Origin of the sequence: Arthrobacter sp. K5 (genome assembly GCF_040448525.1) — a bacterium.
Lineage (GTDB): Bacteria > Actinomycetota > Actinomycetes > Actinomycetales > Micrococcaceae > Arthrobacter > Arthrobacter globiformis.
Genome location: NZ_CP159279.1, coordinates 4,136,690 through 4,148,670 on the forward strand (window position 1 = coordinate 4,136,690; position 11,981 = coordinate 4,148,670).

Annotated in this window: 10 protein-coding genes; 7 read left to right on the forward strand and 3 right to left on the reverse strand. The window is 66.5% G+C overall.

Annotated features, from left to right (window positions below; translation table 11 throughout):
* The 6 genes from iolD to ABRP34_RS18910 all read left to right on the forward strand — a co-directional run bounded on the left by iolD (position 1) and on the right by ABRP34_RS18910 (position 7,975).
* Entirely contained in the window at positions 1 to 1,950 is a 1,950-nt protein-coding gene (iolD, locus tag ABRP34_RS18885) for a 3D-(3,5/4)-trihydroxycyclohexane-1,2-dione acylhydrolase (decyclizing) (protein WP_353711328.1), read from the forward strand.
* 53 nt (positions 1,951 to 2,003) lie between these two features.
* The gene (locus tag ABRP34_RS18890) at positions 2,004 to 3,515 is read left to right on the forward strand and encodes a CoA-acylating methylmalonate-semialdehyde dehydrogenase (RefSeq protein WP_353711329.1); all 1,512 of its coding nucleotides are present in this window, start codon (positions 2,004 to 2,006) and stop codon (positions 3,513 to 3,515) included.
* Between the two features lie 70 nt (positions 3,516 to 3,585).
* Positions 3,586 to 4,497 (forward strand): sugar phosphate isomerase/epimerase, encoded by a 912-nt coding sequence (locus ABRP34_RS18895; protein WP_353711330.1) that lies wholly within the window; start codon positions 3,586 to 3,588, stop codon positions 4,495 to 4,497.
* A gap of 37 nt (positions 4,498 to 4,534) precedes the next feature.
* Positions 4,535 to 5,548: a Gfo/Idh/MocA family oxidoreductase gene (locus tag ABRP34_RS18900; RefSeq protein WP_003804604.1), complete on the forward strand. Its 1,014-nt coding sequence runs from the start codon at positions 4,535 to 4,537 to the stop codon at positions 5,546 to 5,548.
* Positions 5,549 to 5,660: 112 nt separating this feature from the next.
* The gene (locus ABRP34_RS18905) at positions 5,661 to 6,536 is read left to right on the forward strand and encodes a sugar phosphate isomerase/epimerase (RefSeq protein WP_003804602.1); all 876 of its coding nucleotides are present in this window, start codon (positions 5,661 to 5,663) and stop codon (positions 6,534 to 6,536) included.
* Entirely contained in the window at positions 6,533 to 7,975 is a 1,443-nt protein-coding gene (locus tag ABRP34_RS18910) for a sugar porter family MFS transporter (RefSeq protein ID WP_353711331.1), read from the forward strand. Before ABRP34_RS18905 ends, ABRP34_RS18910 begins: the two co-directional genes overlap by 4 nt.
* A 106-nt stretch (positions 7,976 to 8,081) precedes the next feature.
* Here ABRP34_RS18910 and ABRP34_RS18915 read toward each other — a convergent pair whose 3' ends face one another.
* Positions 8,082 to 8,531: a MarR family transcriptional regulator gene (locus tag ABRP34_RS18915; protein ID WP_003804596.1), complete on the reverse strand. Its 450-nt coding sequence runs from the start codon at positions 8,529 to 8,531 to the stop codon at positions 8,082 to 8,084.
* A 172-nt stretch (positions 8,532 to 8,703) separates the two neighbouring features.
* Between ABRP34_RS18915 and ABRP34_RS18920 the strand changes: the two genes are divergently transcribed.
* Complete coding sequence (locus tag ABRP34_RS18920; RefSeq protein ID WP_353711332.1) at positions 8,704 to 10,014, forward strand: MFS transporter; 1,311 nt, start codon at positions 8,704 to 8,706, stop codon at positions 10,012 to 10,014.
* An 80-nt stretch (positions 10,015 to 10,094) separates the two neighbouring features.
* Here ABRP34_RS18920 and iolB read toward each other — a convergent pair whose 3' ends face one another.
* Positions 10,095 to 11,000 carry a 5-deoxy-glucuronate isomerase gene (iolB, locus tag ABRP34_RS18925; RefSeq protein ID WP_353711333.1) on the reverse strand — a complete coding sequence of 302 codons (906 nt, stop codon included), beginning with the start codon at positions 10,998 to 11,000 and terminating at the stop codon, positions 10,095 to 10,097.
* Between the two features lie 120 nt (positions 11,001 to 11,120).
* The gene (locus tag ABRP34_RS18930) at positions 11,121 to 11,861 is read right to left on the reverse strand and encodes a GntR family transcriptional regulator (RefSeq protein ID WP_003804588.1); all 741 of its coding nucleotides are present in this window, start codon (positions 11,859 to 11,861) and stop codon (positions 11,121 to 11,123) included.
* Positions 11,862 to 11,981 lie beyond the last annotated feature (120 nt).

Below are 11,981 nucleotides of genomic sequence, written 5' to 3' on the forward strand. Positions count from 1 at the left end.
ATGGGAACAGGAACCCGCCGGATGACCGTGGCGCAGGCCGTGGTCGAATACCTTTCCAAGCAGTACACCGTTGATTCCGTTGGCGGGGTCGATTTCCGCGAGCGGCTGATCCCGGGCACGTTCGGTATTTTCGGGCACGGCAACGTGGCCGGTGTGGGCCAGGCCCTGAAGCAGTACCAGGCCGCGGACCCGCGCATCATGCCGTACTACCAGGGCCGCAACGAACAGGCCCAGGCGCACCAGGCCGTGGGCTACGCCCGGCACACCCGCCGCCGCCAGACCTTCGCGATCAGCACCTCCATCGGCCCGGGCTCGTCCAACCTGCTCACCGGCGCCGCCCTGGCCACCACCAACCGGCTGCCGGTCCTGCTGCTGCCGTCCGACACCTTCGCGACTCGGGCGGCGGACCCGGTCCTGCAGCAGCTCGAACAGCCCTACGCCTACGACCTCACGGTCAACGACGCGTTCCGGCCGCTGTCCAAGTTCTTCGACCGCGTCACCCGCCCGGAGCAGCTGTTCTCCGCGTTCCACCACGGCCTGCGGGTCCTGACCGACCCGGCCGAGACCGGCGCGGTGACCATCTCGCTGCCCCAGGACGTCCAGGCCGAGGCCTTCGACGTGCCCGAGGAATTCCTCGCCGAGCGTGAGTGGCGGATCCGCCGCCCCGAAGCGGACGACGACGACATCCGCCGCGCCGCCGAAGCCATCAGGGCCGCGAAGCGTCCCCTGATCATCGCCGGCGGCGGTGTCCTGTACGCCTACGCCAATGAGGAACTGGCGGAGTTCGCCGAACTGACGGGCATCCCGGTGGGCAACACCCAGGCCGGTGTCGGCGTCCTGCCGTGGGACCACCAGTTCTCCCTCGGTGCCATCGGTTCCACGGGCACGACGGCGGCCAACGCACTGGCCGCCGAAGCGGACCTGATCATCGGCATCGGCACCCGCTACGAGGACTTCACCACCGCGTCCCGGACCGCGTTCCAGAACCCGGACCTGAAGTTCATCAACATTAACGTCGCACCGATCGACGCGTATAAGCACGGCACCTCGCTGCCGATCGTCGCCGACGCCCGCAAGGCATTGGTTAAGCTCAACCAGGCCCTGGGCGGCTACCGCGTGGGCGCCGACCTGGAGCAGAAGATCGCCGCCGAGAAACAGCGCTGGAACACCACGGTGGATACGGCCTTCGACACCCGGTTCAGCCCGCTGCCGGCACAGAACGAGATTATCGGCGCCACCAACCGGGCCATGGACGCCACCGACGTGGTCATCTGTGCCGCCGGTTCCCTGCCGGGTGACCTGCACAAGATGTGGCGCGTCCGCGACCCGTTCGGCTACCACGTCGAATACGCGTACTCCTGCATGGGCTACGAAATCCCCGGCGGGCTGGGCGTCAAGCGCGCAGCGCTGGCCGAGGCCGCCAAGGGCGGGACCCAGCGCGACGTCGTCGTCATGGTGGGGGACGGCTCCTACCTGATGATGCACACCGAACTGGTCACCGCCGTTGCCGAACGGATCAAACTGATCGTGGTCCTGATCCAGAACCACGGCTACGCCTCCATCGGATCGCTGTCCGAATCGCTCGGCTCGCAGCGCTTCGGCACCCAGTACCGCGTACTGGACGAGGAGCACCACAGCTTCGACGAGGGCGAAACCCTCCCGGTGGACCTGGCCCTGAACGCCGAATCCCTGGGCGTGAAGGTGATCCGGATCGAGCCGGGGGAGAAGGCCATCGCCGAGCTCGAGCAGGCCATCCGCGACGCCAAGGCCGCCCCGGAGCGCGGCGGCCCGATCGTGATCCACGTCGAATCCGACCCGCTGCTGGACGCGCCGAGCTCCGAATCCTGGTGGGACGTGCCCGTCTCCGCCGTTTCCGAACTCGAATCCACCCAGCAGGCCTACCAGACCTACACCGGCCACAAGAACCGCCAGCGCAAGCTGCTCGGCTAACCCTCCCTCCAAAGCCTCAGTTTCCGAACAGCCAGACCAAGGAAGTCATCTCTATGTCAACGACGACCGTCACCACCACCATCAACCACTTCATCAACGGTGCCGAGACCGCCGGCGAAAGCGACCGCACCCAGCCCGTCTACAACCCGGCCACCGGCCAGGTCACCGCCGAGCTGCGCCTGGCCAACCGTGCCGACCTGGACACCACCGTCGCCGCCGCCCGCAAGGCTGCCGACTCCTGGGGCGACATCTCCCTGGCCAAGCGCACCGCCGTGCTGTTCAAGTTCCGTGAGCTCGTCGCCGAGCACATCGATGAGCTGGCCGAGCTGATCACCGCCGAGCACGGCAAGGTCCTCTCCGACGCCAAGGGTGAGATCGGACGCGGCTTGGAGGTCATCGAGTTCGCCTGCGGCATCCCGTCCCTGCTCAAGGGCGACTACTCCGACCAGGTCTCCACCGGCATCGACGTCTTCTCCTTCCGCGAGCCCCTCGGCGTCGTCGCCGGCATCACCCCGTTCAACTTCCCCGTCATGGTGCCGCTGTGGATGGCCCCGATGGCGGTCGCCACCGGCAATGCCTTCATCCTCAAGCCCTCCGAGCGCGACCCCTCCGCGTCCCTGCTGCTGGCCAAGCTGTGGAAGGACGCCGGGCTGCCCGATGGCGTGTTCCAGGTCCTGCACGGCGACAAGGAAACCGTTGACGGGCTGCTGACCCACCCGGACGTGGACGGCATCTCGTTCGTCGGCTCCACCCCGATCGCCAAGTACGTCCACGAGACCGCCACCGCCCACGGCAAGCGCGTCCAGGCTTTGGGCGGGGCGAAGAACCACGCCATCATCCTGCCCGACGCCGACCTGGACAACGCCGCGGACCACCTCGCCGCCGCAGCGTTCGGCTCCGCCGGTGAGCGCTGCATGGCCATCTCGGTCGCCGTCGCCGTCGGCGACGCCGCGGACCTGCTGGTCAAGAAGGTCGAAGAACGCGCCGTCGCCGTCAAGGTCAACAACGGCACCGTCCCCGGCGCGGAAATGGGCCCGGTCATCACCCCCGCCTCCAAGGAACGCATCGTGAAGATCGTCACCGAAGCCGAAGCAGCCGGCGCCGCGATGGTCGTGGACGGCCGTGACCTCGTCGTTCCCGGCCACGAGGAAGGCTTCTGGGTCGGGCCCACCGTGATCGACCACGTCAAGACCGAAATGACCGCCTACCAGGAGGAGATCTTCGGACCCGTCCTCGTCGTCGTCCGCGTCGATACCCTCGAGGACGGCATCAAGCTGATCAACTCCAACCCCTACGGCAACGGCACCGCGATCTTCACCTCCTCCGGCGCCGCAGCCCGCAAGTTCCAGCGCGCCGTCACCGTCGGCATGATCGGCATCAACGTGCCCCTGCCCGTCCCGGTGGCCTACCACTCCTTCGGCGGCTGGAAGGCCTCCCTCTTCGGCGACAAGCACATCTACGGCCCCGAAGGTGCCTCCTTCTACACCCGCGGGAAAGTCATCACCTCCCGCTGGCCCGAACCCACCCACGCCTCCGGCGCCTCCTACAACTTCCCGTCCAACTAACCCGGCACCATCGGTTTCGACGGGCTCAACCACCGGTGGTTGAGCCCGTCGAAACCGGAAGGATTGAGCAATGACTGAGAACAAGCTGATCATCGGCACCGCGCCCGACTCCTGGGGTGTGTGGTTTGCGGATGACCCCAAGCAGACCCCGTGGGAGCGCTTCCTGGACGAGGTAGCCGAATCCGGCTACAAGTGGATCGAGCTCGGCCCCTACGGCTACCTGCCCAACGACCCCACCCGCCTCGCCGAGGAGCTCAAGCAGCGTGATCTGAAGGTCTGCGCGGGAACGGTCTTCACCGCGTTCCACCGCGGCCTGGACCAGTGGGAGACGGCCTGGGAGCCGGCCCGCAAGGTCGCCGAACTGACAGCAGCCATGGGCGGCGAGCACATCGTGGTCATCCCCGCCATGTGGCGCGACGATGTCACCGGTGAGGCCGTCGAAAGCGGCCAGCTCACGGAAAAGGCCTGGAGCGACCTGTTCGCCGGCCACAACCGGCTGGGCAAGACCCTGCTGGAGGACTTCGGCCTGAAGCAGCAGTTCCACTCGCACGCTGATTCCCACGTCGGAGCCCAGGAAGACATTGAGACGCTCCTTGGAGCCACGGATCCGAAGTACCTCAACCTCTGCCTGGACACCGGCCACGCGGAATACTGCGGCGCCTCCAGCCTTGAGCTCATCAAGAATTACCCGGACCGGATCGGGTACCTGCACCTGAAGCAGATCAACCCGGACGTCCTCAAGAAGGTCAACGAGGAAAACATGACCTGGGCAGCGGCAAACCTGGCCGGCGTCATGACCGAACCGCCCAACGGCCTGCCGGACCTGCGCGCGGTCATCGAAGCAGTGGAGGCCCTGGACCGGCCGATCTTCGGCATCGTGGAGCAGGACATGTACCCGGTGGCATTCGACGTTCCGATGCCCATCGCCAAGCGCACCCGCAACTACCTGCTGTCCTGCGGCTCCCGCACTGCGGTCAGCTGACCTCCCGCCCCCGCAATCCAAACCTAAGGAAAGAACAATGACTGAAACCCTTCGCGTCGCCGTTATCGGCGCCGGCCGCATGGGCGCGGACCACATCCAGCGCCTCAGCAAGCGCATCCACGGCGCTGAAGTAGCCGCCGTCGTCGACGTTGACCTCGCCCGCGCCCAGGCCGCGATCGAGGGCATCCCCGGGGCCGTTGCCCTGGCCGACGCCGAAGAGGCGCTGAACAACGGCGACGTCAATGCCGTCCTCATCGCCACACCCGGCTTCCTGCACGAGGAGATCCTGCTCAAGGCTATTGCCAAGGACATTCCCATCCTGTGCGAGAAGCCGCTGACGCCGGATGCCGAGTCGTCCTGGAAGATCGTCCAGGCCGAGGAGAAGCTGGGCCGCAAGCGCATCCAGGTAGGTTTCATGCGGCGCTTCGACGCCGAATACTCCGCCCTGGGCCAGGTCATCCGCGACGGCGAACTCGGCGAGCTCCTGATGCTGCACCACCAGCACCGCAACCCCACCACCCCGGCGGGCTTCACCAACGAGATGCTCATCAACGACTCCGTGGTCCACGAATTCGATGCCATCCGGTTCTTCACCGGCGAAGAGATCACCTCCGTCCAGGTCCGCCTGGGCAAGGCCACGAAGAACGCCCCGGCCGGCCAGCACGACCCCCAGCATGTCCTGATCGAAACCGAGTCCGGTGTCCTGGCCGACGTCGAAATCTATGTGAACGCGAAGTTCGGCTACGAAGTGGCCACCCAGGCTTCCTTCGAGGACGGCATCGTCAGCATCGGCGGTGACAGCGGCCCGTACGTCCGCAGCAACGGCCGCTGGGGCGGCAAGGTCACCCCCGGCTTCGAAGAGCGCTTCGGCGCCGCGTACGACGTCGAAATCCAGGCCTGGGTTGACGCCGCGCTCCGCGGCGAAATCGGCGGACCGAGCGCCTGGGACGGCTACGCCACGGCGGCATGCTGCGAGGCCGGCGTGGAGGCGCAGAAGAACGGCGAGAAGGTGGCCGTGAAGCTGAACGCCAAGCCGGCCCTCTACAGCTAGGCCCCGCCCTTGGAGTTTTGTCCAGATAATGCGCCTTCGAGGCCCGCAAGGTTGCATTATCCGGACAAAACTCCGTTCGTTACCCGACTCTTTCCACAATGGAGTGTTCCTCGTGAAAATCGCCCTCGATCCCACCCCCTTCCACCACAGCCACAGCCTGCTGGAGTTCCCCAAGGTGGTGGCGGACCTCGGCTACAAGTACATGCAGATGACGCCGCATCCGGATTTCATTCCCTTCTACAACCACCCCAAGGCCGACGACGACCTGGTGGGCCAGCTGAAGAAGGCGTGCACCGACGCCGGAATCGAAATCGCGTCCATCCTGCCGGTGCTCCGCTGGTCCGGCCCGGATGAGGACGCCCGTGAGGCAGCCGTGCGCTACTGGAAGCGCGCCATCCAGATCGCCGTTGACCTGGGCGTCAGCACCATGAACACCGAGTTCAGCGGCCGGCCGGAACTGGCCGAGGAATCCGAGCGCGCGTTCTACCGCTCCATGGAGGAACTGCTCCCCATCATCGAGCGCGAAGGCATCGACCTGCTCATCGACCCGCACCCGGACGACTTCGTGGAAGAAGGCCTCGCCGCGATCCGCGTCATCCGCGGACTGAACTCGAAGAACGTCGGCATGGTCTACGTGGCCTCCCACAGCTTCCACATGAAGAACTCGCCGCTGGACATCATGCGCGCGGCGGGGGATAGGCTCCGCCTGGTCCACGTCGCCGACACCATGGACCACCACGCCTCGCACGGACTGCGCTACATCACCAACCCGCCGGGCAACGCCGTCCGCGTGCACCAGCACCTGAAGATCGGCGACGGCGACGTGAACTGGGATGAGTTCTTCGGCGGCCTGAAGGAAATCGGGTTCCTGGACCGGGACGACACCGTGATGGTGTCCAGCGTGTTCGCCGAAAACGAGAACGCCGAGGAGGTTTCCCGCTTCCAGCTGGACACCATGAAGCAGTACGTGCAGAAGGTCAGCGTATGACGGCGGCGCCTTCTGGGAAGGCTGACTTAAAACACAACAGGGCGCTGCGCACCGTCACCATCATCTCCACCTTCGGCGGCCTGCTCTTCGGCTACGACACGGGTGTCATCAACGGTGCCCTGCCCTACATGCAGGAGGACCTGGGCCTGACCCCGCTGGCCGAGGGCATGGTGACGTCGTCGCTGCTGTTCGGTGCCGCCTTCGGTGCCCTGTTCGGCGGCCGGCTGGCGGACCGGAACGGCCGCCGCAAGATGATCATGGTCCTGGCCGTGATCTTCCTGGTCGGCACGCTGTCCTGCACGCTGGCCCCCAGCACCGAGTTCATGGTGGCGGCCCGGTTCATCCTGGGCCTGGCCGTGGGTGGCGCGTCCGTGACGGTGCCGGTGTACCTCGCGGAGGTGTCGCCGTCGGCTAGGCGCGGACGGATCGTGACGCAGAACGAGCTCATGATCGTCACCGGCCAGCTGCTCGCCTTCATCTTCAACGCCTACCTCGGCAACACCTTCGGCGAGGCCGGGGGCATCTGGCGCTGGATGCTGGTGATCGCCACACTGCCGGCCGTCGCCCTGTGGATCGGCATGGCCTTCATGCCCGAAAGCCCCCGCTGGCTTGCCTCCATGGGCAGCTTCGGGGAGGCGCTCGGCGTGCTTCAGCGCATCCGCTCCAAAGCCGAGGCCACGGCAGAATTTGAAGAAGTCAAGGCCATGGCCGTGGAGGACTACAAGTCCAAGATGGGGTCCTGGAAGGACCTGCAGGTGCCCTGGCTGCGGCGGATCTTTTTCGTCGGCGTCGGCCTGGCGGTGATCCAGCAAATCACCGGCGTGAACTCGATCATGTACTACGGCACGCAGATCCTCGCGGATGCCGGCTTCGGCCGGGAAGCGGCACTGAGCGCCAACATTGCCAACGGTGTCATCTCCGTGCTGGCCACGTTCGCGGGAATCTGGCTCCTCGGCAAGGTGGGTCGACGGCGGATGCTCATCACCGGCCAGATCGGAACCACCTCGGCGCTGCTGCTGATCGGCCTGTTCTCGCTGGTCCTGCCCGAGGGCACCGGCCGCGGCTACGTGATCCTGGCGCTGACCGTCACGTTCCTCGCCTTCCAACAAGGGGCCATTTCACCGGTCACCTGGCTCATGCTCTCAGAGATCTTTCCCTTGAAACTACGCGGCCTGGGCATGGGCGCATCGGCGTTCGTGCTTTGGATCGTGAACTTCCTGATCGGCTTCGGCTTTCCGCAGCTGCTCGCGGCCATCGGCATCTCCAACACGTTCTTCGTATTCGCCGTCCTGGGTGTCGGGGCGATTCTGTTCGCCGCAAAGTACGTCCCGGAGACCAAGGACAAGAGCCTTGAGGACGTGGAGCATTACTTCAAGCACCAGGCCGGTGTCGTTACCGAAGCAAAGGCCCCTGCCGAAGCGGGAACCCCGCTCCGCTAAGCCCGCCCTGCGCCGGAGTTGTTGTACAGATAATGCCCTCTCGAGGCCTTCGAGGGGGCATTATCTGTAAACCCACCAGCGCCGGGAGGGTTCCTGGAGCTTAAAGCTAGACGCCGGCGTGGAGGCGGGGGAGGGCGTCCACCAGTGGCGCCAGCTCCGGCACCTGCTGCGCCTCGGCCAGGGTCCGCTCCAGCGCGGCGTCGTGGACGGGCCGCGCTTCTGCCAGCAGCTTGCTCCCGCTGTCCGTGAGCTCGGTGTAGATGCCGCGGCGGTCGTCCGCGCACAGGATACGGGTCAGCAGGCCGCGGTCCTCCAGCCGGTTCACCAGGCGGGTGGTCGCGCTGGCACTGAGGGCCGTGGCCCGCGCCAACTGCTGCATGCGCATGTGCCACCCGTCCTGCCGGCTTAGCGCGTCCAGCACGGTGTATTCGACGACGGAGAGCCGGGCCTGCCCCTGCAGAGACCGTTCCAGCTCCGCCTCGATCAGCCCGTGCAGGGCCGCCAGGGTGCGCCACCCCTGGGCGCGCACCTCCACGGCGTCGTCCTTGATGCCCATGGGTCTCTCCTCCTTCAGTTCTCCGGCTCACTCGGGACAGAGCGCGGCAAATAGTTGCTTGCGCGCTATATCTTTCTGTGCAATATTTGCTTATGCAACAAAATATAGCGCGCTTGCAACTATTAGCTTACGTTGCGCTCCCCATTCAGTACAGTTCCGAAGGAGCACATCCATGCCTGTTGGCCTGATAGCCCTAGCCCTCGGCGGGTTCGGCATTGGACTCACCGAATTCGTCATCATGGGCCTGCTTCCCGAAGTGGCCGCGGACTTCCGGGTGAGTGAAGCCTCCGCCGGCTGGTTCATTTCCGGCTATGCCCTCGCCGTCGTGGTGGGAGCGCTGGGACTCACCGCTGCAGTCTCCCGCTTCCGGCGCAAGCCCGTGCTGGCCATGCTGCTGGTGCTTTTCATCGCCGGCAACCTGATATCCGCCGTTGCCTCTGACTACTGGGCGATGATGGCCGGCCGGGTGGTTGCCGCCCTCGCGCACGGCGCCTTCTTCGGTATCGGGGCGGTGGTGGCTGCCGGCATGGTCCCGGCGACGAAGAAGGCCGCCGCCATCGCCATCATGTTCACCGGCCTCACGGCAGCCAATGTCCTGGGCGTTCCGCTCGGCACGCTCCTGGGCCAGGCGGCAGGGTGGCGATCCACCTTCTGGGCCATCACCGGCATCGGAGTGCTTGCGCTCGCCGGCATCCTGGCCATGGTGCCCAAGGCGGGGAACGATGACACTGCAAGCGGCAGCCTTCGCGGCGAGTTGCGCGCCTTCCGCTCCGGGCAGGTGTGGCTGTCCATCCTGGTGACCATCCTCGGCTACGGCGGAATGTTCGGCGCGTTCACGTACATCGCCTTCACCCTCACGGAGGTTTCCGGATTCGCCGCCTCCACCGTGCCATGGCTGCTGATCGTCTTCGGCGTCGGCCTCTTTATCGGCAACACCCTCGGCGGCAGGGCTGCCGACCGCGACGTCGACCGCACCCTGCTTGCCGTGCTATCGGTCCTCGTCGTGGTGCTGGTGGTTTTCGCCCTGAGTGCGGGCAACCAGGTGCTCACCGTCGCCTCGTTGCTGCTCCTGGGCGGATTCGGGTTCGCCACTGTGCCCGGCCTGCAGATGCGCGTCATGAAGTACGCAGCCAAAGCACCCACGCTGGCGTCCGGAGCCAACATCGGCGCGTTCAATGTGGGCAACGCCCTGGGCGCCTGGCTCGGCGGCGTGACAATCACCGCGGGCCTCGGGTACACCTCGCCCATCTGGGCAGGGGCTGCGATTACCCTGCTGGGCCTGGCGGTGATGGCGGGTGCTGCCGCCCGGGCCAAGGCAACGGCCCGCAGGGTTCCGGCTCCGGACATGACCGCCGCGTCCGCGGCTGTTGCGTCCCCGACTGCTGCGTCCCCGACTGCTGCGTCCCCAACGGGCCTGGGGACGGAAGCGGCCGGTTCAGGCCAGGCTGAAACGGCCGACGTCGGACCCGTTTCCGTCCGTTAGCCGTCCGTGCCGCGCCGTCCGTGCGCCCCGTGATGCGCGGGGCGCACGGCGGCAAGCGGCGGCAATCCGGGTAGGCCCGCCTACTTCGCCCCGAACGGCAGCCGGGGGTCCAGGTTCTGGCTGTCCCAGGTCTGGCGGACCCAGCCGTGGTGGGGGTCATCGCTGATGAGCCAGTCGCGCACGCGGCCGGGTCCGGCCATGACGTTGAGGTAGTACATGTCGTAGCCGGGCGCGGCCATGGCCGGACCGTGCCAGCCGTAGGGGACCAGTACCACGTCGCCGGTACGGACTTCGGCGGCAACATCGATGGGGCGGTGGTCGGAGGCGTAGACCCGCTGGTAGCCAATGGCGTCAGCATTCTCGCCCGGTCCGGTGGAGCCGGGAACGTCGGCCACCCGCGTCTCGAAGTAGTAGATCTCCTCGAGCCGGGTCTCACCCTCCTTCTCCTCGTCATGCTTGTGCGGAGGGTAGGACGACCAGTTGCCGGCGGGTGTGAGGACCTCGCAGACGATGAAGCGGTCGGCTTCCAGCGCAGCGGGGGTGCCGAAGTTGTGGACCTGGCGCGAGCAGTTTCCGGCTCCGCGCAGTTCCACCGGCGTCTCCGCCGAGGTGATCAGGCGGGTGGGGTACTGGACCTTGGCGGGCGCCGTCGCAATGGCAACACGGCCGCCGTCGGACGACGTGACCGTGACCGCCTTGTCCGTCCCCGAGTACAGCACGTCGGTGGGGCCACTGAAGACGCTGGCCCGCCCGGCAAGGGGGTAGTCCAGCCCGTCCACGGAGGCGGTGAACGCCCCGCTGAGCGGGATGACGATTCGTTCCTCAGCCGCAGGCGGAAGTTCGACGGCGGCGCCCGGCGCCAGCGTGGCCACCTTCAGTCCCGTGTGTTCCCAGCCCTTCACGGCAACTTTCGAGTCCGACGTTCCCAATGAAACGTCCCAGCAACCTTCGGCTGCACTGCCCAGGGGGTAAACCCATTCGGCCATAAGTTCATGTTCCTTTCGGATGTGTGGTGGTCGGTCCGGGGCGCGGCAGCCGGGCGCAAGGGCAGGCATGACGCCGCCACCGCGCTGACGGAGCCTTTGCGGGCTCAGCGCCGAACTGCCCTAGCGCTGGACCAGTGTCATTTCAAAGCTGTAGGAGTCACCGCGGTAGACGTGGTGGCCGGTCTCGACGTTCCGCCCCGTGTCGTCGACGGCGGTGCGTTCCATGGTGACCAGGGCTGAGCCGGGCTCGGTCTCCAGGAGCGGAGCCTGGTAGTCGTTGGCCACCATCGCGCCGATCCGCTGTGTGGCCAGGCGGAAGTTGACGCCGCCGCTGCGCAGGATGCTGTACAGGCCCTGCGTCTTAAGCAGGTCCTCGTCGATATGCGTGATGTCGTCGCGCACCCAGTTCTCCATCAGGGCCAGCGGCTTGCCGCCCACCTTCCGGAGCCTGGTGAAATGGTAGACCTTGGCCCCGGCGGCGAGGTGCAGAGCCTCCCGGGTGGCGGCGTCGGCCTCGACGTGCGCAAAGGTGAGCACCTCGGTGGTGGGCTTGCTGCCGTTGTTGGTCAGGTCGTCGTACAGGCTGGACAGCTCGAGCGGGCGGCGGACCTGGCTCGACACCACCTGCGTGCCGACGCCGCGCTTGCGGACAAGGAGCCCCGAGCGGACCAGTTCGTCCATGGCCTTGCGCATGGTGGGGCGCGAGAGGTTCAGCTGGGCAGCGAGATCGATCTCGTTCTCCAGCCGGCTGCCGGGTTCCAGCAGGCCGGTGTGGATGGCGGCTTCGATGCCCTGGACGACCTGATGGTACAGCGGCACCGGCGACGAGCGGTCGATGCTGAGGTGTAGTTGGTTCGCCATTGAGTGCTCCCTTTGTGCTGCAGGGTCCTGCGTCCAGAGTCCTGTATGTCAGGGCATGTCCGTTTGTTAGGACATACTCTGATTTTGATCATAGCAGGGAGCCGCCGGCAGTCAAGGAGC

Bases quoted from the DNA above. Each gene is read 5' to 3' on its own strand.
- ABRP34_RS18930 (WP_003804588.1), bottom strand. From the start codon at position 11,861: ATGGCGAACCAACTACACCTCAGCATCGACCGCTCGTCGCCGGTGCCG.
- ABRP34_RS18915 (WP_003804596.1), bottom strand. From the start codon at position 8,531: ATGGGCATCAAGGACGACGCCGTGGAGGTGCGCGCCCAGGGGTGGCGC.
- ABRP34_RS18890 (WP_353711329.1), top strand. From the start codon at position 2,004: ATGTCAACGACGACCGTCACCACCACCATCAACCACTTCATCAACGGT.
- iolB (WP_353711333.1), bottom strand. From the start codon at position 11,000: ATGGCCGAATGGGTTTACCCCCTGGGCAGTGCAGCCGAAGGTTGCTGG.
- ABRP34_RS18895 (WP_353711330.1), top strand. From the start codon at position 3,586: ATGACTGAGAACAAGCTGATCATCGGCACCGCGCCCGACTCCTGGGGT.
- ABRP34_RS18910 (WP_353711331.1), top strand. From the start codon at position 6,533: ATGACGGCGGCGCCTTCTGGGAAGGCTGACTTAAAACACAACAGGGCG.
- ABRP34_RS18920 (WP_353711332.1), top strand. From the start codon at position 8,704: ATGCCTGTTGGCCTGATAGCCCTAGCCCTCGGCGGGTTCGGCATTGGA.
- iolD (WP_353711328.1), top strand. From the start codon at position 1: ATGGGAACAGGAACCCGCCGGATGACCGTGGCGCAGGCCGTGGTCGAA.
- ABRP34_RS18900 (WP_003804604.1), top strand. From the start codon at position 4,535: ATGACTGAAACCCTTCGCGTCGCCGTTATCGGCGCCGGCCGCATGGGC.